Here is a 22,839-nt window from a genome sequence, read left to right as displayed (position 1 = left end):
TTCCCGCCCTGATTGACACCCTGAGCGGATCGAGCCACTATGATAGAAGTATGAATCTATGTAAAGACCCAGATAAATGTCTTTAGAGTTTGTATCTGTAGAAAATATCAAAGAAATTGCCCACCACTACGGTTACTGGGCAGTTTTTTTGGGGATTTTGCTGGAAAATCTTGGCATTCCCATCCCTGGTGAAACGATTACTCTCGCCGGGGGTTTCTTGGCGGGAAGTAAGGAACTGAGTTACTGGTTCGTGCTAGGGAGTGCGATCGCTGGTGCAGTTGTCGGTGGTACTTGCGGTTACTGGATTGGCAGAAAAGGCGGCTGGCCCCTGCTGGTGAAAGTTGGGGGATTTTTCCGCATCCGCGAAGAAAAACTCTTACAACTCAAGCAACAAGTGAGCGAGAACGCCGGAAAAACAGTGTTTCTCGGTCGTTTCCTGGCTGTGCTGCGAATTGTCGCCAGTCCTCTCGCTGGAATTGCCCAAATGCCCTTCCTCAAGTTTATGGCTTATAACATAGCTGGGGCGACTGCTTGGGCATCGGTAATGGTCACGTTGTCCTTTTTCGCAGGGCGACTGGTACCCCTGGAACAATTAGTTGTGTGGGTCGCTCAATTTGGTTTAATCGCGTTGTTCCTTTTGATTGCCTGGATTGCCGTTCCTCTGTGGCTAGAGTCCCGCGAAGCCAAGCGTTCAATCGAGGGAGATTAGAAAAAGTTTTGAGTAATGAGCGATTAAGTTTTGAATGAAAAGAATGTGTTTTCTCACTCAAAACTCAAAACTCAAAACTCAAAACTTTCAAACTAGCCTCTCGCTTTTTGCGACCAAACGCGAGTCGGTAATCCCCAAACGTAGATAAATCCTTCAGCAGCTTTATGGTCAAACTGGTCTTCAGCCCCATAAGTTGCTAACGTTGGGCTGTAAAGGGACTTCTCAGATTTACGCCCCACAGTCATCGAGTTGCCCTTAAAAAGTTTAACTCGCACCGTTCCCGATACCCGCTCCTGTGTTTGTTGAATGAAGGCATCCAGGGCGGCTTTGAGCGGACTATACCAAAGACCGTTATAAACTAGCTGAGTATAAGTTTCTTCGATACCGCGCTTGTAGTGGGTCACATCTGCGGTTAAGGTGAGACTTTCTAAGTCGCGGTGGGCATGAATTAAAACCATGAAAGCCGGGGCTTCATAGATTTCCCGCGATTTGATACCCACTAGGCGGTTTTCGATCATATCGATCCGCCCAACGCCGTGATTTCCTGCAATTTCGTTGAGTTTCGTAATTAGCGCCACAGGCGGCAAAGCTTCACCGTTGAGGGAGATCGGGATGCCTTTTTCAAAGCCAATTTCAACGTATTCTGGCTCATTGGGCGTGTCAGCGATCGCTTTGGTCATCGCATAAATTTCTTCTAGCGGTTCCGTCCAAGGATCTTCTAGGGGTCCCGCTTCAATGCTGCGACCAAATAAATTGCGATCGATACTGTAGGGAGATTTCTTTTTCACGGGCGAAGGAATGCCATAACGCTCACCATAAGCGATGGTCTCCTCTCGGCTCATCCCCCATTCCCGCGCCGGTGCTAACACCTTCAAATCTGGGTTCAGCGCCGCAATCGATACATCAAACCGAACTTGGTCATTCCCCTTCCCCGTGCATCCGTGCGCCACCGCATCCGCACCGTATTTTTCAGCCGCTTCGACTAAAAGTTTGGCAATCAGCGGACGTGCCAAAGCAGTCTGGAGGGGATAGCGATTTTCATAGAGAGCGTTCGCTTGAATCGCTGGAAACGCATAATCTTTGACAAAACTTTCTGTAGCATCGGCAACCAGCGATTCGCTAGCACCCGATTTTAGCGCTTTTTCCCGGACTGGCTCTAGTTCGTCTCCCTGTCCCAAATCCGCCGCTAGGGTAATCACCTCTTCAACTCCCCACTCCTCCTTCAGGTATGGGATGCAGACGGAGGTATCGACTCCCCCTGAATATGCCAGCACAACTTTGGTAGCACGACCCATTGATCTCTCACTTCCGCAAAACAACGAGTTCTTATTATGCAACTAATCTATGCCAAGTCTTGTCAGGAATAGCACAGATTAATCTTCAGCCATAGCCATCCAGGGCACTAGGGGATAGATGAAAATGCTTTCTGTTTCTTGGCTTACAGTTCTTTGAGAGATACTAAAAGTGTTGTCATCCGGGGGAAATCGTGTTTTTTAGCGTTGTCATTCCAACTTATAACCGCAAGCCGATTCTAGAGAAATGCCTTAGAGCAATGGAACATCAGCAGTTGAGTGCTGGTAGCGTCGTCAGCGGCTATGAAGTGGTGCTGGTGGATGATGGTTCGACGGATGGCACGTTGGAGTGGTTATCCCAACACGCCGCAGAGTTTCCTCACGTGCGATCGCTCTTGCAAGACCATCAAGGGCCAGCAGCCGCCCGTAATCTGGGAGTAGAACAGGCTCAGGGTGACACGATTATCTTTATTGATAGCGATTTAGTCGTTACCGAGCATTTTCTCCAAGCACACGCTGATGCGTTAGTTGAGGGAGAAAAGAATCTCGGAAGCGATCGCCTCTTTACTTACGGTTGGGTGATCAATACGAATAACTTCGAGAATCCCACCTCCGAACCCTACAAAATCACGGATTTTTCCGCTGCTTACTTTGCTACGGGGAATGTAGCGATCGCTCGTAAATGGCTCGAAAAAGCTGGATTATTTGACACCCGCTTTCAACTTTACGGCTGGGAAGATTTAGAACTCGGCATCAGGCTCAAACAATTGGGTTTAAAACTGATTAAATGTCCAGCCGCAGTCGGCTATCACTGGCACCCCCCCTTTGCCTTAGAACAAATTCCCCCCATGATCGATCGAGAAATCCAACGGGGACGGATGGGCGTTTTATTCTATCAAAAGCATCCTACCTGGGATGTCAAAATGATGATTCAAATGACTCTCCTTCACCGCATCCTTTGGGGCCTTCTTTCCCTCGGTGGCAGACTCAACGAGCGCACAATGGCACCCTTTTTGCAATGGCTGATTAATCAAGGTAAACCTCAATTAGCCTTAGAAATTGCTCGAATTTTCCTTAATTGGTACAACGTTCAAGGTGTTTATGCAGCCTACGCCGAAGCGAGGCAAAAAGCCTAATTTACATGATTGCACTGCTAAGGATGCGAGCGATTTATTTTGCGCGATCGCTAATCTTTTAATATTTTCCTTGCCAAATGTCTAGAAATCGGCTACTGCAACTGTGCTAGCCTATTTTTCAATGTTTTTCCTGCAAATTTTCCCATCAAAGCTCTTATAACTCTGATAAACTGGAAGAGTTGTCTAAATTCGTACATTCCGCACATTCAGGGTTTCGGGTGTTTCCGCTGGAAATACGCCTGGATGGAGGATTAACCCGAAAGGAAAATAAATATGTCAGTTGTTTCTTTGGCTCAGATGATGGAGTCGGGTGTTCACTTTGGGCACCAGACCCGCCGGTGGAACCCAAAAATGGCTCCATACATCTATACGTCCCGCAATGGCGTCCACATCATCGACTTGGTTCAGACTGCCCAGCTGATGGAAGATGCCTACACCTATATGCGAACCGCCGCAGAACAGGGCAAGAAGGTTCTCTTCATCGGTACCAAGCGTCAAGCCGCAGGAATTGTGGCTCAAGAAGCCGCTCGTTGTGGTTCTTACTACATCAACCAACGTTGGTTGGGGGGAATGCTCACCAATTGGACGACCATTAAAACACGGGTAGAGCGCCTAAAAGATTTGGAACGCCGGGAAGAAACCGGAGTCCTCGACTTACTGCCCAAGAAAGAAGCTTCGATGCTGCGCCGGGAAATGACCAAATTGCAGAAATACCTCGGCGGTATTAAGCAGATGCGGAAAGTTCCCGACATTGTGGTGATCGTGGATCAGCGTCGGGAATATAATGCAGTTCAAGAATGCCAAAAACTGGGGATTCCTATCGTCGCGCTGCTGGATACAAACTGCGACCCGGATGTAGTGGATATTCCCGTTCCAGCCAATGACGATGCTATCCGCTCCATTAAGCTAATAGTGGGTAAGTTGGCAGACGCTATCTATGAAGGTCGTCACGGTCAGCTAGACGCAGAAGCAGAAGAGGATTACGAAGATTACGAAGGCGCTGAAGACGATATCGAATACGAGGAAATCGACTCGGTTCCTGATGAAGAGGAAGAAGAAACCGAGGGATAATTCAGCGTTAGAAACATCAATTCTTAGTTAGGAACTGAGGAAATGGCGGAAATATCTGCAAAACTCGTGAACGAGCTGCGCCAAAAAACTGGTGTCGGCATGATGGACTGCAAAAAAGCGCTAAAAGAAACCGATGGCGATATGGACAAAGCCATTGAATGGCTGCGTCAAAAGGGAATGGTTAGCGCTGGGAAAAAAGGCGATCGCCAAGCCTCAGAAGGACTGGTTGGCAGCTACATCCATACCGGAGGTCGAGTCGGCGTCCTGGTGGAAGTGAACTGCGAGACAGACTTTGTCGCCCGCAACGAAGCCTTCCAAACTCTGGTGCGGAACATAGCCATGCAGATTGCAGCTTGTCCCAACGTTGAATACGTGAAGGTTGGCGACATTCCCGCTCAAATCGTTGAGAAGGAAAAAGAAATCGAAATGGGCCGGGATGACCTAGGCAACAAGCCACAGAACATCAAAGAAAAGATTGTTCAGGGTCGAATTGACAAACGCCTGCAAGAGTTGAGCTTGGTCGATCAGCCCTACATTCGTGACCAAAGTATCACGGTGGAAGAGTTGATCAAGCAAAATATTGCGACGCTAGGTGAAAACATCCAAGTCCGTCGCTTCGTCCGATTTATTCTCGGTGAAGGACTGGAAAAGAAAGAAAGCAATTTTGCTGAGGAAGTTGCAGCTCAAATGGGCGGCAATTAATCAGCAAGTTTTCTGGCTGAATCCCTAGGAAGGACAGGTTTCCATGATGGAAACCTGTCTTTTTTTATCTTTATTTTCAAGAGATTTTCAGCGCTTGTAGGCACGATATCCCCATTCTATATATCTCAACAAATTAACACCTTGGAAACCCTTTATAAAGACAGAAACACTAAAAGCAGAAAAACTTTTTGTTTGGGTGGAATTCTTAACATCCTCCTTAGGAGTGTTGCCTCGATCCTTGTGCTAGACTTTTGAGCGCGAGCAGATTAAGGGGACACTGGGAAACACCGTTGAGGAGTGCAAACTCACTAGAAAAGTAACGAAATTTTTCAGCCCCTAAATAGACAAGCATTGTATCTTGGAGTTCAGGATCGAGCTGACTATTTGCCAGTAATACAGCGCTACGAAAGGGACATTTAGCTGGTGCGGGAAATCCTTTTAGGGTATTCAATCCTATAGATAATCTACTTCTGATAGTTCCAGAAAAAAGGAAGGATCGTAATGGAAATCAATTTACAAGTGCCAGGGATTAATATAACTAGCTTGAAAGAAGCACCCATTCATAATGCTAGTAAAGTTCAGCCTCACGGAATAATTTTCGTTCTCGCAGAACCTGAGTTAACAATATTACAAGTTAGCAGCAATATATCCACAGTTTTCGGAATCTCCCCCGAAAATATGCTGCAAAAGAAATTAGAAGAAGTTCTCGACCCATTCCAAGTAGACAGAATTAAAGCAGGACTATTAGAAGAAAATCTTGATTTTATCAACCCTATCAAGATTTGGGCTAGAAGAAAAGGCGATGAGTATTTAGTCTTTGATGGCATTTTCCACCGGAATGCAGATGGATTTTTAATTTTGGAATTAGAACCTGCGATTTCCCAAGAAAACATCCCCTTCTTAAGCTTTTATCATCTAGCCAGAGCCTCGATCAACCAGTTAGAAAAAACATCAACTCTGGGTGACTTTTGTCAAATCATTGTGAAAGAGGTGCGAAAAGTCACCGGATTTGACAGGGTGATGCTATATAAGTTTGATGACGATGGGCATGGATCTGTCCTCGCTGAAGAAAAACTAGAAAGTATGGAGCCTTACTTAGGTCTCCACTTCCCAGAATCAGATATTCCTAAACCAGCTAGAAAGTTATTTACCTCGAATTGGATCAGGTTAATCCCGGATGCCACTTCTCAATCTGCTGAACTTTTTCCGATTCTTAATCCAGTTAATCAGCGTCCGCTTGATTTAACGAACTCTATTCTCAGAAGCGCGTCTCCTTGTCATATCCAGTACTTGCACAATATGGGTGTGGGTGCTTCTCTGACAATTTCTTTGATGAAAGATCAAAAACTTTGGGGACTGATTGCTTGCCATCATCAGTCCCCCAAGTATGTTTCTTATGAGCTGCGAAAAGCTTGCGAATTCTTGGGGCGCGTCATCTTTTCAGAAATCTCAACCAGAGAAGAAACTGAAGATTACGGCTATCGCATGAAGCTGACATATATCCAATCAGCCTTGGTTGAATATATGTCTCAAGAAGAAAACTTTATTGATGGTTTAGTTAAACACCAGCCGAATCTGCTGGAGCTTGCTAACGCTAAAGGTGCCGCCGTGTGCTTTGGTGGGGATTGCACGATGGTTGGTGAGACTCCCACAGAAGAAGAACTCAACTTTTTAGTCCAATGGCTAAAGAATAACGTCGAGGAAGAAGTCTTCTATAGCGATTCCTTACCTCAGATTTATCCAGATGCAGAAAGTTTCAAAAACGTTGCCAGTGGCTTATTAGCGATTCCGATTTCTAAGAATAACTATGTTTTGTGGTTTCGACCGGAAGTAATTCAAACCGTGAATTGGGGTGGCGACCCAAATAAGGCGTTTGAAGTAAACCAGTCAGAGGGAAATATTCGTCTGTGTCCTCGCAAATCATTTGATCTGTGGAAAGAAACGGTTCGCTTAACGTCTTTACCCTGGAAACAGGTAGAAATTAAAGCTGCACTTGAACTCAGAAAGGCAATTATTAACATTGTGCTTCGCCAAGCTGATGAACTTGCCCAATTAGCTCAAGATTTAGAACGTTCCAATGCTGAGCTGAAAAAGTTTGCTTACGTCGCCTCCCATGACTTGCAAGAGCCACTCAATCAGGTAGCGAACTACGTGCAACTTTTGGAGATGCGCTATCTAGAGCAACTCGACGAAGACGCGAAGGAATTCATTGGCTTCACTGTTGAGGGAGTCAGCTTAATGCAGACGCTAATTGATGACGTGCTGGCATACTCTAAGGTGGATATGCAGGCTATTGAATTTGAAATGACAGGGGTGGACACGGCTTTAGACCGCGCCTTGGCTAATTTGCGAGGACGCATCTCGGAAACGGGAGCTGCAATCGCTCACGATCCCTTGCCGACGGTTATGGCAGATAGCACCCAGTTGATGCAACTGTTCCAGAACCTGATTGGCAATGCTATCAAGTTCCACAGCGAGCAACCGCCAGAAATCCATGTAGGAGCTTCTCGACTAGAGGATGCGTGGCTATTCTCAGTACGGGATAACGGGATTGGCATCGATCCGCAGTTTAGCGATCGCATTTTTGTTATCTTTCAGCGTCTGCATACGCGGGATGAGTATCAAGGTACAGGAATGGGTTTAGCAATTTGCAAAAAGATTGTTGAGTGTCACCGAGGGCGCATCTGGGTCGAGTCCCAATTAGGTCAGGGTGCAACATTCTACTTTACGATTCCAGTAGGGGGACGCGATCGTGAGCGTAGAAACGGAAGAAAACCACAAAACAATCTTTTTAGTCGAGGACAATAAAGCCGATATCCGCTTAATCCAAGAAGCCTTAAAAAATAGCTCGCTTCCACACCAAGTCGTGACAGTCAGAGATGGTGTGGATGCGATGGCTTTCTTGCGCCAAGAGGGCGAGTATGCTGATGCACCTCGCCCTGACCTGATTCTGCTGGATTTGAACTTGCCGAAGAAGGATGGTCGAGAAGTCTTGGCGGAAATTAAAGCCGACCCCAAGCTGAAACGCATCCCAGTAGTAGTGCTGACAACTTCTAAAAATGAAGATGATATTTTCCACAGCTATGACTTGCACGTAAATTGCTACATCACCAAATCCCGCAACCTCAGCCAGCTCTTTAAAATTGTTAAAGGAATTGAAGAGTTTTGGCTGGAAACTGTTACCCTGCCATCGGAATGATGACAAGAAATTTTCGTATCTTGTTAAAATGCAAGCAGTTGCCGAGCGGGAACAGGAGGGGAGGGGAGATCCCAGAAAATTATGCCTGGAAGCTCAATAAAAATCTTGTTGATTGAGGATAACTTGGCAGAAGCCAGATTCCTGCAAGAGCTTCTGAAACAAGCCAAGTTCAAACAGTTTAGTCTGGTGCATGTCAAACGATTGAGGGAAGCGCTCAATCGACTCAATGAAGATTGCTTTGATGTAATTTTGTTGGATCTGACCCTACCTGACAGTGAAGGTTTGTGTTCTCTAGCTCCCCTAAACAGCCACGCTTCTGGCTTACCGATTGTTGTGCTGACAAATACGAATGACGATGAATTAGCGATAGAAGCAGTCCGACAGGGGGCACAAGATTATCTGGTTAAGCGCCAAGTTAATGTAGAGGTGCTAGTGCGCTCTTTGTGCTATGCAATTGAGCGAAAGCAGGTTTCGGAAACATTACGAACAGTTAATGAGGCGTTAGAAATCCGAGTTCAGGAACGAACGGCTGAGCTAGTGAAAGCCAAAGAAATCAATCAGTCTAAATCTGAATTTGTTTCTATGCTTTCTCACGATTTCCGCAATCCTCTGAATAGGATTCTCCTTTCTGCTGGATTGCTCCAAGACTACGATCAAAAACTGAGCGATGAGAAAAAACATACTCATCTCAAACTGATTCGTTCAGCAATTAAAAATCTGGCTCAGCTATTAGATGAAATTACGTTTATCGGGAAAGCTGATTCAGGGCAACTTCAGTGCCAACTGATTCCCCTTGATTTGAAATCATTCTGTCACAAATTGGTCGAAGAGTTGCAACTCTTTACACTTGACAAATATCAACTTATTTTCACTTGTCAAGAGGACTTGGGAGAGGCGTTATGGGATGAAACCCTACTGCGGCATATTTTAGATAATTTACTCGCTAACGCGATTAAGTATTCACCGGAAGGCGGCACAGTGCGTTTTGAACTAAGAAGCCACGAGAAAACAGTCATCTTTCAGATTCAAGATCAAGGAATTGGCATTCCCAAAGAAGATCAACCTCGGCTGTTTCATCCTTTCAATCGTGCTAGAAACGTCGGCACAATTCCTGGCACTGGGTTGGGATTAGCGATGGTCAAAAAGTGTGTGGAGGCACATGGGGGCGAGATTTCAATGATGAGTGAAGTCGGAGTCGGCACGAGTTTTACGGTGACGCTGCCGTTGATTGGAGAAGCAGCGTTATCAGAATAGAGGCGGCTAAATCGGTGAATTTCAGCGAACCGACAGGGAGGGAAATGGAGAATCGGTAGCTTTTTTGCCACGCCCTGACACTACTGCCTATCTATCGGATACCGTTTCACGAATAAATTATCACAAAGGCGATCGCTTTAAAGCTCTTTAGGTAAGCATTTCAAAGGTTATAGGGGAGTAGGGTATCGGCGGCAAGGAGAGGGGCGATTAGAGGCTCTTTGATACCAGGGAAGTGGTTTAGGGTCGATCTCAAAGTTAGTTCTACATCGCGTTATTATGAGTCGTTAGTCAATAGGGATTCGTCTGTTGCTTCTGACCGATAGACGAATAACCGAATGACCGAATGACGAGGAATCGGTATTCTAAAGTAGGGAAGTACATCTGTACGCCCGTACCGTCCCGATTGACAGATGTAAGCAGCAATGGCGAGAAGAGTAGAGGAAATTGAGCGGGATATGGCAGCGCTGGAAGAAGCAATCAAAGCGATCGCTCTAGAATTCCACGATACCTACAACGATTATCTGACTGCCTTAGGACAAGCCATGCGGCAGCAGTTGATCGTGGCGAGTTATTATCTTTGCACCCAAGTCTATCCGGAAGCGTTTCTGAGTCTGTCTCTTAGAGAACGACAACAATTGCAACAGAACCTTCAGCAACAGGCAAGGCTTGCTCAACCCCAACTGCGAAACCTTGAAAGAAGCCGTCCCGCGGAAACATCGCGCGGAGAACTATCTCAAGAACCCTCTCAAGAAGAGGATTCCTCCACCTCGGCTGATGACTTAGCCATCGAGATGCTAGCACCACAAGACACTCTCGAAACCCCAAACCTCAATAGCGATCGCGATCGCTCAACCAGTCGCTTTACCTTTTCTAACGTCCCGACAAACAACCCAGAGGATTTGGCTCGATGGCAGGAAGCGGTGGAAAACGCCATGAGCGAAACCTTGCTCGCTCTTTCTTGCCAAAGCAATCGTCTACTACAGGAAGTGGGGATATTACCGAAAAACTTTCCGGAAGCTGTTCTGGAAGCTGCTGTTAGAGCGGAGCCATCTGGTGAGCCTGTGGTGGGACGCCCCAATCTTTTAAAATTTGTGGTTCAAATAGAAAATGAGCCGGTAGAAACGTCAAATCTCCCGACTTTACAAAACTCTCCTTTAATACCGATTATCGCCATCCATCTGCGGTTATCTGAGATTGAATTTGCTGATTCAACGGTAATGGCAGGACGCAACCAGATTCGGACCCTCAGCGCACGGCTTAGCACCCTGCGCCGAGAATTTCAGAAGAAGCAACGAGAGCGCACCGTGGCTGCGGCAGAAGCGGCTTGGCGTGCCTGTTGGTTTGAAGAATAATGGGAATCGTCGTGAGGATTGACAATATCCGGGTGAGGACGGCTATTGGCGGGTAATCAGCCATTCGCTACTAGCAATTAACAAAAAAGGGGAGAGAAGATGCAAATAGAATCACCGGATTGGCTGCGATTGCAGAAAGCCCTTTCAGTCGAGGCAGAGCGGGGCTTTACAGACTTAATGGGGAAACAATATCGTTTCAGTGAATTCTTAAGTCTGGAGTTCGGAAAAACCCCATCTTTTTTGCCGCTGATAGAGCGACATCGGTGGCAAGAGATGGCGTCTCAGTTTGCCCGTTACCCGAACCTCACCCTCTCCCAGCGACAACACTTGGTCTTGGAAACGCGCCGATTTCTCCATCAGATGCAACAAGTCATGGAGAGGCAAGCGCGATCGCGATCGCATCAGCGAAATGAAGACAATCAGCAGCAAGTAGAGACAATTAAATCGCCCCCATCCCCCGATACTCAAGCCCCGCGCACCACGCCCCTCGTCCAGTCCAACGCAGCGATTTCTCTTGACCAACCGCTGACCAGTTTGCCAGATGTGGGAGTTAGAAAAGGCGGGTATTTAGCCAAGCTGGATCTGCATACGGTGCGGGATATCCTCTTTTATTACCCCCGCGACCACATTGACTATGCGCGTCAGGTGAATATCTCTGAGCTGGAATCGGGTGAAACGGTGACACTGATAGGAACGGTGAAGCGCTGTACCTGCTTTAGTAGCCCAAAAAACAAGAAATTAACCATAATGCAGGTGGTGCTGAAAGATCGCACGGGTCAAATCAGCCTCAGCCGCTTTTTTGCCGGTTCTCGCTACAGCAATCGCGGCTGGCAAGAAGGGATAAAAAATCGATATCCCCAAGGCGCAGTCGTGGCGGCTTCTGGCTTGGTGAAAAAAAGTCAATACGGTCTAACTTTGGACGATCCACAACTGGAAGTTTTGGCAAACCCTGGAGACCCGATTGACTCCCACACCATTGGTCGAGTGGTGCCAGTGTATCCCTTAACAGAGGGCGTGGCGGCAGATATGGTGAGACAGGCGGTCATTGCTGCTCTCCCGGCCGCCGCCCATCTGAAAGATCCTTTACCCACAGTTTTACGCGATGGGTATGGATTGATGAAGTTGTCGGATGCGATCGCAAACATCCATTTTCCCGCCGACAGCGCCGCTAAGGAAGCCGCCCGTCGCCGTTTAGTCTTCGATGAGTTTTTCTACCTTCAGCTGGGTTTCCTCCTCCGTCGCCAAGCCCAACGCCAAAAGCAGTCCAGCGCTATCTTGGCTCCCAGAGGGAAGCTGATTGAACAATTCCACGAAGTTTTGCCTTTTCGACTAACGGGTGCCCAACAGCGGGTACTGAACGACATCCTCAACGATTTGCAATCATCCACTCCGATGAATCGGTTGGTACAAGGCGATGTCGGTTCTGGTAAAACTGTCGTAGCAGTCATTGCTATCCTCGCCGCGATTCAATCCGGCTACCAAGCGGCGCTAATGGCTCCCACTGAAGTTTTGGCAGAACAGCACTATCGCAAGTTAGTCAGTTGGTTTAATCTTCTGTACTTACCCGTAGAACTGCTGACGGGTTCCACCAAAACTGCCAAACGCCGCCAAATTCATGCCCATCTAGAAACCGGCGAACTGCCTCTATTAGTAGGGACTCATGCTCTGATTCAAGAGAAAGTCAATTTTCATAAGCTGGGGTTAGTGGTAATTGACGAACAGCACCGCTTTGGAGTGGAACAACGGGCGTTGTTGCAGCAAAAAGGCGAACAACCCCATGTATTAACCATGACCGCCACGCCAATTCCCCGCACCTTGGCGCTGACAGTTCATGGGGATTTGGATGTGAGCCAGATTGATGAGATGCCACCGGGTCGGCAAGCAATTCATACGACCGTACTCACGGGCAAAGAACGCACCAATGCCTACGATCTAATCTGCCGCGAAGTTGCTCAAGGGCGTCAAGCTTATATCGTCTTGCCCCTGATTGAAGAATCGGAAAAATTGGATGTGCGTTCGGCAGTGGAGGAGCATCAGCGCCTCTCAGAAAGTATTTTCCCTCAGTTCCAAGTCGGATTACTGCACGGACGCATGACTTCAGCGGAAAAAGATGAGGCAATTACCCGGTTCCGCGATAATCAGACTCAAATCATTGTTTCCACCACGGTGATTGAAGTGGGCGTGGATGTGCCGAATGCAACGGTGATGATGATTGAGAATGCCGAACGCTTTGGCTTATCGCAGTTACACCAGTTGCGGGGGCGCGTTGGTCGCGGTGCTGCTCAATCTTTCTGCCTTCTAATGAGCAGCACCAAAACCGCAGATGCTCGTTACCGGCTCAATGTATTAGAACAATCCCAAGACGGCTTTTTTATTGCCGAGATGGATATGCGGCTGCGCGGTCCCGGTCAAGTGCTGGGAACTCGCCAGTCTGGGGTGCCAGATTTTGCTTTGGCGAGTTTGGTGGAAGATCAGGAAGTTTTGAATATCGCGCGGGATGCCGCCGAGAGAGTGATGGCACAAGATGCCAACTTAGAGCGATCGCCCTTATTAAAAGCTGAGTTAGATTATCGTTACCAGCGCTTAATGGGTGGGGCAATCTTAACATGATTGACCGCGATCGCTGATTCAAATAACTGCTTCCTTTCTCTAGAAGGGTTGTTGGCTGTGAATGCCTGTGATAAACTTAAAAACCTAAGGGCGATTAGCACAGTGGTAGCGCACTTCCTTCACACGGAAGGGGTCACTGGTTCAAATCCAGTATCGCCCATTTAACAAATGTACAATGACTAATTATTTGTCATCAGTGACAGATTGTTGTCTCTGAGACGAATTATATGTCATCAAGACAAATGAATATCATTGTTGCAAGAACACTATCTATCTAGATAGTGTGATGTAGAATTCTGACTGCTATCCCATCCCAAATAGCGAAAGGGTTTTCAGGCTTGAGTCGATTTTTCTCTACCTAACGTTGTCAAAGCAGCATCGGCACAAGCTAAGCTAGCCAACCTAGCCACCTACCACTACAACACTCATCGATTTGAAGTCGCGGCAAGTCTAGCGTCTGTTGTTGAAAAACTGTGGGCAGAGGCTTGGGAAAGGGAGAGTGTTTTAATATCCTAGCAGCAGCGATCCGAACATATTAAGTAGTTGTGCGTCTACAGATAGGTTGCGAAAAAGCGTACCTTAATAATTGACTTATCTGGTATTGGGGTAACTTCTCACCATGAAATACGGGCGTGAAACGCTGGCAGTTTGCCAGCGAATTTTGATTGAATTATTACGACGGCGACGCAGCCTGATTTTTTGGTGTATTTTTCCAGTCTCTGTTTTGCTGATTAATGGGGTTATTCTGGCAGAAAATGCCAAGTTGTCTATGGCTGAGGCTTTTGAAAAGGCTGCTCCCTCAACACTGGTGGGTGCTGCACTATTTTTTAGTTGCTTGGGTGGTAGTGTAGCAACTGTGGTTGCAGAGCGAGAACAGCAAACCCTCAAACGTCTTTTTATCTCACCGCTCAGCGGAACGTCTTATTTCTTAGGAATTTTCCTAGCTCACAGCTGCATTGGTGTCGGTCAAGCCATTTTAGTTTACACGATTGCTGCCTTTTGGAATGCTCAGTTTCAGGGTTCTATTGTGCTAGGAATCCTGATTATTTTTTTGAGTATTATTTCCTATGTTGGTGTTGGGTTTATTCTCGGTACGCAGTTTGCTCGTCGCACAGAGGATGTCAATGCTTTGGTGGCAGCATTTGGGGTGCCTTTATTAATTTTAGGAGGTGCCTTTTTACCGACCTCGCTGTTTTCAAAGACACTGCTAAAAATTGCTAAATTTAATCCAATTTATCACATGAATGAAGCCCTAATCGGCGTATCTGCTGATGGCAGTGGACTGGGAGAAATTGCATCTCACTTTTGGTTTTTATGCGTGTTTGCAATTTTAATGGTTGTAGGAGGATGGCTGTCCTACCAGCGGATGTTGAGTCTTGAAAGGAGACTGTAATTTTTTAAAATAGGGATGTATATATACTTTTTAACGTGGAGTTACGCTAAGCTTTACGCAAAAGCCAGCAAAGTTTAATTTTATTCTTAGCGTATTTGACGAGTTTTTTGCTACATTCCGTGTTTAAAGAATATCGTTCAGCTTGTAATCAATTAGGGAATATTGTGCTACGAATTGAGAAGCTAAATAAATCTTACGGAACACGAGCTGTTTTACAGGAATTAACGCTGCATATCCCCCCTGGAGAAATTTACGGTTTACTGGGACCCAATGGAGCAGGAAAAACCACAACGATTAATATAATTTGTAATTTACTGAAAGCGGATAGTGGAGAAATTAAGATTAATAACCAACCTGTCTCAAACGCAACAAAAAATCTGATAGGGGTTGCGCCGCAAGAAAATTTACTTTATAAAACTCTAAGTTGTGAGGAAAATCTCCATTTCTTTGCTCGGATTTATGGCTTAACAAATCAACAGCGGCATCAACAGGTAGAAGCAAGTTTAGCGGCTGTTAATTTATTAGATAGAGCGAAAAGTCCGGTGGAAACGTTGAGTGGTGGAATGCAGCGGCGGTTAAACATTGCGGTTGCTTTGGTACATCAGCCTAAGCTGATCGTTCTGGATGAACCTACGACTGGGTTGGATATTGAAGCGCGTTACGAAATTTGGGAGTTAATTCGGAATCTGAAAAATCAGGGGATTACAATTCTGCTCACAACTCATTTGTTAGATGAAGCCGAACGCCTTTGTCAAAAAATCGGGATTCTTAAAGGGGGTAGTATTTTGGCGGAGGGAAGTTTAACAGAGCTGCGGAAATTAGTGCCAGCAGTGGAAGTTGTGGTGGTGGAGACGCCGGAGGAGGAACAAGCGATCGCTCGCGCTAAAAAATATAATTTCACTCCTCGACGTTATGGGAATGACTTAGCTTTTTGGCTACCAGAACATCTAGAACTGAAGGAAATTATCTCCTGTTTTGATGGGATTCCTCTCGATTCGATTGCGCGACAACCTGTACGGTTAGAGCATATTTATGTTGAGGTGACGCAGGGTTAAGAATTGCGCGATCGCAATATCTCTCCGTAACAGACAGACCAAAAATAAAGTGCAATATTAATTTCGCTGAACAACTTTGGGACACCCTCTAGCAAGACGGGAACTACATCGCCGCTTAACTTTAGCGAATCTACAGCGATCGCGCTGAACAGTAAACCGATACCACTGAGTAGCAGAATGTAGGGCGTTGATTGTATTTTCCGCCTGAAGGCTAATCCGTATCCCAAGGTCGCTATCGCATATACGACGATGGTTATTAACTTGGGAATTCCTGCTCTTAAAAGAATAATGTGAATCCGAAAAATTTCATTAATGAGAAACCCTCCAGTTATGATTGCCGAATACAGAATAAATGAATTTCGCGTTTGTTGTCGTTGAATCGTTCTCAGCAATCCAAAACTAAAAGTGCAAACAATGGGCGGTACCGCACATAATAATTGGAACGTATGAGTTAACAAACCCGCATTCGGATCGGCTGGGGCAAGCGGCGGCTCGAATAGTATTCCTGCTGGAGAACCCAAGAATTGGGTATAGACAATTAAAGCAATCACTGCTAGGAAAGAGAAACTATTGACCCAAAAAGCAGAGCGGTAACTTGCCATAATTTAACCAGAAACGCTATCTCTTCAATAGAGATACACGATTCGCGCCAGCAGTTACGAATTATTACCGTAAGAAAAATAAGGTGATGGTTCGCCAAAAGCAATTTTCTATTTTTAAATCTGCTAATTAAATAAGAGAAAATAGGAGAAAGCCACCGCGATCGCTACTGTTGGCTCATCCCGATACAGCACTTTCACGGCTGACTCCCTAAAATTCTGATGCGAAAAATTCTCTGCGTTCCGATCACCAATTCCACATGATGGGGCTATCGTCTAGATGATCGGTGACAATCCGCCCAATTGCATCAATTTCCTGCAATTCATCAGTCGATAGTTTAATATCACCCGCCTTAGCGTTGTCTACGACTTGTTGGGTATTTCTCGCACCCGCGATCGCATTCGTTTGTGGTTGGGCAATTAACCACGCCAATGCCAGTTGAGCAAGGCTACACTGATGGCGTTCGGCAATCGGACGCAGTTTGTCCAAAGCTTGCTGGGCGCGTTCGTAGTTCTCCCCTTGAAAAAGCTTATTTTTCGCACGATTATCCGCTGGATCGAATTGATGATCGGAACCGAATTTTCCAGTTAATAATCCTTGAGCTAGAGACGAATACGCAAGAATTGAAATCTTGTTTTCAACGCAGTAAGGCATGGCATCCTTTTCCACCCAACGCCAAAACAGGGAATACGGCGGTTGCAAACTATCGATGCGTCCATACTGGGCAGCTTCTTCCAACTGGGCGCGGGAGAAATTAGAAACGCCAATTGCCCGAATTTTACCTTGTTCCTTCAGGTGGTTAAGGGCGTTCATGGTTTCTTCAATGGGGACTATTTCGCTTTTAAACACTCCAGAGGGCCAGTGAATTTGGTATAGGTCGATATAGTCGGTTTTCAGGTTTTTGAGAGAGCGATCGCACGCTTCAATCACTTGGTCATACTTGAGATGATTGGCAAAAACCTTGGTTGCATAAACCGCTTGGTCGCGCACATCTGATAGCGCTTGGGCGACAATCTGCTCAGAATGCCCCTCGCCGTAGACTTCAGCGGTGTCAACTGTAGTGATACCGGCATCAAATGCCACCCGGATTGCTTTTATCGTGTCGGCGTCTTCAATTCCCACCCACATCCTTTTGCCAGCTTGCCATGTACCCATGACAATCGGAGAGATTTGAATGTCAGAAGTGCCTAAGTGTCGTTTTTCCATGCGTCAATCCTGGTTTATCGGCTTCTGTCTTCATATTAGGCAACACTTGGGAAGGGGGACGCGATCGCTTGCTTCGTTTTCAACATCAAATCAAATCAGCATCAAAGTAACGATGTTAACTGACCTGTCGTGTGGTCGCTGTTAGCCTGGGATTAGAATATCCGAGACTTATGCAATCCACGACGACCACCAAAACCACGCCTCACGCCCTCAAAGAATGGGCGGTTGCTGTCGATGCCTTAGAACAAGGCAAAACGATTATGCTGCTACGCAAAGGCGGCATCCGCGAGGAAAACAACCGCTTCACCGTTGCCGAAACAGAAGTTTTGCTCTACCCGACTTATGAACATCAACAGCCCGATTTGCTAAAAGCGGAATATTCCAATCTGGTGCAACCCGTCGCCTCCGGTTGGCATCCAGAAACCATCCGAATCGGTGCTTGGGCTGAAATTACTGATATTTTGCCTGTGAGTGAAGAATCAGCGGTGAGAGGGCTGCTACCATACCATATTTGGAACGAGCAATTTGTCAGCGATCGCCTCAAATGGAAGCCGCGTCAGCCGATTTATGTGCTGCTACTACGCACTTACAAACTGACTCAAGCGCAGATTATCGCTTACCGCCCGGAATATGGAGGTTGCAAGTCGTGGATCGATCTTGCAAGCGCGATCGCAATTGAGGATGCAAAACCTGTTTTAGATGATGCAGAATATGCCCAGCAAATCACAACAATTCGGCAAATAGCTAATTGGTGAGAGGTATTCCATTATCCGCTATGTCAAATCTGGTTAATTCGCCGTAATTCTCCGGAACCTCACCCCGCCATCTCCTGCGGCTCCGGCTCCCCTCCTCGCAAGCGGGGAGGGGCTGGGGGTGGGGTTCTTTTATTATGGAAACCGGACAGATTACCCATTACCAGACATCGGGTGTGTCAGCGGTAACTCTAAAGTAAACGTTATCTCTTCAGAAGCACTCCTGACTCGAAGAATGCCGCCTAAATGTTGGGTGAGTTTCTGCACCAGCGCTAATCCTAAACCAGTTCCGCCCTGCTTCCAGCGATCGGCACGGGGAATGCGGTAGAACTTGTCAAAAATGCGGGGTAGCTCATCAGGCGGAATCTCGACCCCAGAGTTGCTCACCTTGATTTGCATCATTGCCGAAGCGGCACGGACTGTTACTGTAATGCGTTCTCCTGGTGGGGTGTACTTGCACGCATTATTGAGCAACTCTGTCAAAATTCGCTCCACACTGGCTAATTCCGAGACTAGGGTGGGCAAGTTTGAGGGAATATCAACCTGTAAGATTTGTTCGCGTTCCTGTATGCGGGAGCGAAAGGATTCAATAATATTCGGCAACCACTCTGGTAGATCGATTGCCGTGGCAAGAAAGCTGGGATAAGACGCAGCTGCTAGCCGTTGCAAGTCTAGAAGGTCATTGATTAGCTCAGTTTCTCGGTTGCACTCTGTTTGCAATATTTGTAGATAGCGCTGAGAGCGATCGCCTGTCGGAGAAACCTTGAGCATTTGGATCGCCATTTTCATATTGGCGATAGGAGTCCGCAATTCGTGGGAAACCGTGCTGAGGAAGTCATCTTTGAGTTGATTGAGTTTCTCCAGTTCCTGCACTTGGGCAAGGGATGTTTGATAAAGTCGGGCTTGACGAATGGCGATCGCGCATTGATTGGCTACCTGTTTGACCAGCCGAATCTCCAGATTGTTAAAGGTATAATCTGGGTGATGGAATAACCACAAATCCCCCAGGACTCCTTGATCGTCGAACATCGGACAAGCTAACATCGATGCCTGACCGTGGATAGAGTTGCCAGAGAAGGAACACAATTGAAAATGCTTCCCTTGCCGGAGGGGTCGATAAATTTCCGGAAAAGAAGCCATTTGCAAGACGCGACCCTTCGAGGAAGGCATTGAGGCGGCGTATTCGTAGCAAATCGTGGCAGTTTCTTGTTCCAAGTTGTAGAGCGAAGCATGGCAGCTGCTCATGTTGAAAGAGAGTGCCAACTCCCTAACCGCTGCTTGCAAAATTTGGCTTTCGTCCAGACTATCGCGGACTTTGTCTGTGATGCGTTTCAGCACCGCATCAAAGCCGAGTGCTTTTTGCAACTGGGTAGTACGTTTTTGCACTTGGCGTTCCAGATTCGAGTTCATCTGTTGCACCTGCTTAAACAGTGCCGCTTGCTCAATGGCGATCGCTAACTGATTCGCCAATGAAGTCAGTAAGTCAATTTCTAATTGCTGCCACTGTCGGGGTTGCGAACACTCATGGACACAAAGCAACCCCCACAGAATAGGCGTAGGGGAAGTGGTGCAAAACACCGCATTTGCTCCCGTATTTTCCGCGACGGTGAAGATTTCGTCCCTGCCTCTTTGCAAAATCGGGACTATCAAAGTCGCTCTGACTTGAATCTCAGCCAGTAGGTCAAAATGATATTTATCTAAATGTGCGGTATGAATATCTTCTATCGCGGTGATTTCCCCTTGTTGGTGGCGCTGGACATAAATGTCTCCTAGTGGTTTTGAGATGGTGCTTCCCTGGAGAGACTTACACCCAGAACCGACCGATTCCATCATCACGACTCCACTCCAGTCTGGCTGGAAACGGTAAACGATTACCCGGTCGGTCTGGAGCAATTCTCGGACTTCAATGACGGTTGTATTGAGAATCTCGTCTAAGTCTAAAGATTGGCGAATGCGTTGAGCGATCGCTGCTACCAATCGCTGTCGCTCAGTCTGTTGCGTTAAGGCGGATTGTGCGAGCTTCTGTTTGGTAATATCCAGAGTAGTGCCAATCATCCGCACCGCTCTGCCCGTTTCGTTGCACAGCAACTGGCTTTTTATCATCATCCAACGAATGCTGCCATCAGGCCAGACAATGCGAAATTCCTGTTCGTAGCCCTGATTTTCTTCCAAGGCACGAATTGCTGCTTGCTGTACGGATTCGCGGTCTTCCAGATGAATGTATCCAAAGAAGGCGTCATAGGTTTTCTCAAAGCTACCTGGAGCCAGACCAAATAGCTTTTCATTGTTGTCAGTCCAGGTCACTTGATTCGTGAGGATGTTCCAGTCCCAAATGCCCATTTGTGCAGCTTCCAGAGCTAGTCTCAATCGCTCCTCACTTTGTTGCAGTGCCTCTTCTGCTTGCTTGCGTTTCGTGATATCGAATCGAATTGCTAAATATTGGAACGGTTTTCCTTGGTCATTTAGAAACGGCACAATCGTAGTATCGACCCAGTAACAAGTGCCATCCTTCGCTCTATTTTTAATTTCCCCTTGCCAAATTTTTCCGTCAGAAATCGTTGCCCAAAGATTTTGAAAGAATTCTTTTGAATGGAATCCAGAATTGATCAAACGATGACTTTGTCCAATCAATTCTTCTCTGGCATATTTAGAGATTTGACAAAACTTATCATTAACATAGTTAATCGTTCCCTTCTCGTCAGTTGCTACTGCGATCGCCGCTTTATCTAAAGCAAACTTGATGTCTGATAATTCCTTTAACGATTGTTCTAATGCCTGTTCAGCTCGCTTACGTTCGTCAATATTTTCAATAACCGAAATGAAATACTTCGGCTCACCCGTTGGTTCGCGTACCAGCGACACAGTTAAATTAATCCAAACTTGAGAACCATCTTTGCGGATGGAGCGCTTCTCGATGGAATAGGTCTGAATCTCTGACGCCAACATTTGGCGGACGTGTTCAAGATCCGCATTCAAATCGTCGGGGTGAGTAATATCCTGAAAAGTGCGCTCTCGCAGTTCCTCTGGCGTGTAACCCACAATATCGCAGAGTTTTTGATTAACCAGTAACCACTGCCCGTCGATGCTGACGTGAGCGATGCCAACAGCAGCTTGGTTAAATGTTGCCTGGAAGAACCTGTCGCTTTCTGTGCGTGCCTCTTGCACTTGCCTACGGTTGCTGATATCGGTGAATATGCCGATCGCACCCTGAAATTGACCATTTTCGCCAAAGAGGGGACTGGTTCTAGCGAATACCCACAACTCTCGATCGTTTTTGCAACGCCAACGCCACTCATGCTGTTCTTGGGTTCCTTGCTGCATCCGCTGGTAATACGAGTGTGCTTCAGCAAGGTCTTCCTCAAAGAGGAAATCAAATGCAGGACGACCCAGGATTTCCTCACTTGAATAGCCGAGCATTTCGGCGGTTTGCTGGTTAACGTATGTCGTTTTTCCCTCAGCATCGATTATCCAAATGCCTTCACCCGTCGCATCCAGAACTCGCCGATACATCTGTTCGTTTTGGCGCAGCAGTGCCTCAGTTTGTTGGCGCTGATTGATTTCATGTTGCAATTGTTCGTTAGCTTGCGCCAGTTCCGCAGTCCGGTTTCTTACCCGCTTTTCTAACTCTTCATCAGCTTCGTGCAACTTCGCCTCTGTTTGCTGACACCGGGTTAATGCAGCTTGCAACGCTTCTTTAGCTTTGAGAAGCTTTAGAGTTTGTGCTTTAAGCCGCATATCAAACTCTCTAGACATTCTGCGTTTTAATCTGCTCATCATAACTAGCCGCGTTGCAAAGTACAGTGCTACGATTAGCTTCTTCTATCTTCTTCAGTTACGAATGCGATCGCTCATAAGTTTTCTGGACTGTAGAAGACCTTTAAGAAGCTACGCTCACCATTTTCCCGCTTCTTCCATCTTCAAGGCAGCGGATGCCGCGTATACCGACATAGGTTGCGCGATCGCAATCTCCTTTTGCCTAAAAGACATTTGCCTACTTTGATATGCTATAACTTTCTCCTTGAACAAGGACTTACTACCGACAGACCAGCATCAGTCGGGCATTTTGTCCGATTCCCCAGGCATGGTTTTGTGCCTAGATTTATTAGAGCCTATATAGATCCTATAGAGTTTCAGAAGGGTTACACGTTCCCGTTTTTGCGAATTTGGCAATCATCTACGCGGTTTTTTCATAACTTCATATCAATTTTATGTTTCATATTTTACTGAATACATCTTGCTTGTTATATATTTACACCGATTAAGTGCATTGCCGCATTTGCTGATGCGAGAGCTAAGTCAAAGGGAATTCACCCGATTGGCTGAGACTCAACTGTGCTACCAAGACAATGTTTCCCCAAAAAAAGCGCCTGGCAACGACCTTTGAGCAAAAGTAATTAAGTGCTTATGTAAAATAAATTACACATAATAAAAAGTAGAATAAGCTAAAACAAAAGTCAAGAAAACAAGAGACTTATGAGATTTATTAGAGATTTAAGCCGAGAAACTCA

Annotated in this window: 16 protein-coding genes and 1 tRNA gene; 13 read left to right on the top strand and 4 right to left on the bottom strand. The window is 46.4% G+C overall.

What is annotated here, in order from left to right:
- The first annotated feature begins 76 nt into the window (after nt 1–76).
- Nucleotides 77–709 carry a DedA family protein gene (locus H6F52_RS03020; RefSeq protein ID WP_190412055.1) on the top strand — a complete coding sequence of 211 codons (633 nt, stop codon included), beginning with the start codon at nt 77–79 and terminating at the stop codon, nt 707–709.
- 92 nt (nt 710–801) lie between these two features.
- Here H6F52_RS03020 and H6F52_RS03015 read toward each other — a convergent pair whose 3' ends face one another.
- Nucleotides 802–2,004, bottom strand: coding sequence for an argininosuccinate synthase (locus H6F52_RS03015; RefSeq protein WP_190531827.1), 1,203 nt, complete (start codon nt 2,002–2,004; stop codon nt 802–804).
- Nucleotides 2,005–2,195: 191 nt separating this feature from the next.
- Here H6F52_RS03015 and H6F52_RS03010 point away from each other — a divergent pair, with 191 nt between their 5' ends.
- The 11 genes from H6F52_RS03010 (at nt 2,196) to H6F52_RS02960 (ending at nt 15,773) form a co-directional block, all read left to right on the top strand.
- Nucleotides 2,196–3,137, top strand: coding sequence for a glycosyltransferase (locus H6F52_RS03010; RefSeq protein ID WP_190531825.1), 942 nt, complete (start codon nt 2,196–2,198; stop codon nt 3,135–3,137).
- Nucleotides 3,138–3,410: 273 nt separating this feature from the next.
- Nucleotides 3,411–4,208, top strand: coding sequence for a 30S ribosomal protein S2 (gene rpsB / locus H6F52_RS03005; RefSeq protein ID WP_190412058.1), 798 nt, complete (start codon nt 3,411–3,413; stop codon nt 4,206–4,208).
- Between the two features lie 42 nt (nt 4,209–4,250).
- Entirely contained in the window at nt 4,251–4,910 is a 660-nt protein-coding gene (gene tsf, locus H6F52_RS03000; protein ID WP_190412059.1) for a translation elongation factor Ts, read from the top strand.
- Between the two features lie 501 nt (nt 4,911–5,411).
- Complete coding sequence (locus H6F52_RS02995; protein WP_190531823.1) at nt 5,412–7,718, top strand: ATP-binding protein; 2,307 nt, start codon at nt 5,412–5,414, stop codon at nt 7,716–7,718.
- Nucleotides 7,663–8,109 carry a response regulator gene (locus tag H6F52_RS02990; RefSeq protein WP_190412061.1) on the top strand — a complete coding sequence of 149 codons (447 nt, stop codon included), beginning with the start codon at nt 7,663–7,665 and terminating at the stop codon, nt 8,107–8,109. Before H6F52_RS02995 ends, H6F52_RS02990 begins: the two co-directional genes overlap by 56 nt.
- Nucleotides 8,110–8,190: 81 nt before the next feature.
- On the top strand, nt 8,191–9,363 hold the full coding sequence (locus H6F52_RS02985) for a hybrid sensor histidine kinase/response regulator (RefSeq protein ID WP_190527664.1): 1,173 nt from the start codon (nt 8,191–8,193) through the stop codon (nt 9,361–9,363).
- A 422-nt stretch (nt 9,364–9,785) separates the two neighbouring features.
- Entirely contained in the window at nt 9,786–10,715 is a 930-nt protein-coding gene (locus H6F52_RS02980) for a hypothetical protein (RefSeq protein ID WP_190531817.1), read from the top strand.
- 99 nt (nt 10,716–10,814) lie between these two features.
- Nucleotides 10,815–13,325: an ATP-dependent DNA helicase RecG gene (gene recG, locus H6F52_RS02975; protein ID WP_190531815.1), complete on the top strand. Its 2,511-nt coding sequence runs from the start codon at nt 10,815–10,817 to the stop codon at nt 13,323–13,325.
- An 88-nt stretch (nt 13,326–13,413) separates the two neighbouring features.
- Nucleotides 13,414–13,485, top strand: a tRNA-Val gene (locus H6F52_RS02970).
- 459 nt (nt 13,486–13,944) lie between these two features.
- The gene (locus H6F52_RS02965; protein ID WP_190531813.1) at nt 13,945–14,718 is read left to right on the top strand and encodes an ABC transporter permease; all 774 of its coding nucleotides are present in this window, start codon (nt 13,945–13,947) and stop codon (nt 14,716–14,718) included.
- A gap of 164 nt (nt 14,719–14,882) precedes the next feature.
- Nucleotides 14,883–15,773, top strand: a complete 891-nt coding sequence (locus tag H6F52_RS02960) for an ATP-binding cassette domain-containing protein (protein WP_190531811.1) — start codon at nt 14,883–14,885, stop codon at nt 15,771–15,773.
- Here the strand turns inward: H6F52_RS02960 and H6F52_RS02955 are convergent.
- Entirely contained in the window at nt 15,770–16,375 is a 606-nt protein-coding gene (locus H6F52_RS02955) for a hypothetical protein (RefSeq protein WP_190531810.1), read from the bottom strand. The two genes, H6F52_RS02960 and H6F52_RS02955, sit on opposite strands and share 4 nt — an antisense overlap.
- Nucleotides 16,376–16,619: 244 nt before the next feature.
- Nucleotides 16,620–17,579, bottom strand: coding sequence for an aldo/keto reductase (locus H6F52_RS02950; RefSeq protein WP_190531808.1), 960 nt, complete (start codon nt 17,577–17,579; stop codon nt 16,620–16,622).
- Between the two features lie 170 nt (nt 17,580–17,749).
- Between H6F52_RS02950 and H6F52_RS02945 the strand changes: the two genes are divergently transcribed.
- On the top strand, nt 17,750–18,334 hold the full coding sequence (locus H6F52_RS02945) for a DUF1802 family protein (protein ID WP_190531806.1): 585 nt from the start codon (nt 17,750–17,752) through the stop codon (nt 18,332–18,334).
- A gap of 150 nt (nt 18,335–18,484) precedes the next feature.
- Here the strand turns inward: H6F52_RS02945 and H6F52_RS02940 are convergent, their stop codons facing one another.
- Nucleotides 18,485–22,084 (bottom strand): PAS domain S-box protein, encoded by a 3,600-nt coding sequence (locus tag H6F52_RS02940; protein WP_190531804.1) that lies wholly within the window; start codon nt 22,082–22,084, stop codon nt 18,485–18,487.
- Nucleotides 22,085–22,839: the final 755 nt, after the last annotated feature.

Origin of the sequence: Coleofasciculus sp. FACHB-542 (assembly GCF_014695825.1) — a bacterium.
GTDB lineage: Bacteria > Cyanobacteriota > Cyanobacteriia > Cyanobacteriales > FACHB-T130 > FACHB-T130.
The sequence above is the reverse complement of the archived record's forward strand: the minus strand, read 5'-3'. Positions and strand labels throughout refer to the sequence as shown.

What these genes read in the sequence shown, in the direction of transcription:
- H6F52_RS02995 (WP_190531823.1), top strand. Translation starts at nt 5,412, where the DNA reads ATGGAAATCAATTTACAAGTGCCAGGGATTAATATAACTAGCTTGAAA.
- rpsB (WP_190412058.1), top strand. Translation starts at nt 3,411, where the DNA reads ATGTCAGTTGTTTCTTTGGCTCAGATGATGGAGTCGGGTGTTCACTTT.
- recG (WP_190531815.1), top strand. Translation starts at nt 10,815, where the DNA reads ATGCAAATAGAATCACCGGATTGGCTGCGATTGCAGAAAGCCCTTTCA.
- H6F52_RS02955 (WP_190531810.1), bottom strand. Translation starts at nt 16,375, where the DNA reads ATGGCAAGTTACCGCTCTGCTTTTTGGGTCAATAGTTTCTCTTTCCTA.
- H6F52_RS02985 (WP_190527664.1), top strand. Translation starts at nt 8,191, where the DNA reads ATGCCTGGAAGCTCAATAAAAATCTTGTTGATTGAGGATAACTTGGCA.
- H6F52_RS02950 (WP_190531808.1), bottom strand. Translation starts at nt 17,579, where the DNA reads ATGGAAAAACGACACTTAGGCACTTCTGACATTCAAATCTCTCCGATT.
- H6F52_RS03015 (WP_190531827.1), bottom strand. Translation starts at nt 2,004, where the DNA reads ATGGGTCGTGCTACCAAAGTTGTGCTGGCATATTCAGGGGGAGTCGAT.
- H6F52_RS02940 (WP_190531804.1), bottom strand. Translation starts at nt 22,084, where the DNA reads ATGTCTAGAGAGTTTGATATGCGGCTTAAAGCACAAACTCTAAAGCTT.
- H6F52_RS03020 (WP_190412055.1), top strand. Translation starts at nt 77, where the DNA reads ATGTCTTTAGAGTTTGTATCTGTAGAAAATATCAAAGAAATTGCCCAC.
- tsf (WP_190412059.1), top strand. Translation starts at nt 4,251, where the DNA reads ATGGCGGAAATATCTGCAAAACTCGTGAACGAGCTGCGCCAAAAAACT.
- H6F52_RS02945 (WP_190531806.1), top strand. Translation starts at nt 17,750, where the DNA reads ATGCAATCCACGACGACCACCAAAACCACGCCTCACGCCCTCAAAGAA.
- H6F52_RS02980 (WP_190531817.1), top strand. Translation starts at nt 9,786, where the DNA reads ATGGCGAGAAGAGTAGAGGAAATTGAGCGGGATATGGCAGCGCTGGAA.
- H6F52_RS02965 (WP_190531813.1), top strand. Translation starts at nt 13,945, where the DNA reads ATGAAATACGGGCGTGAAACGCTGGCAGTTTGCCAGCGAATTTTGATT.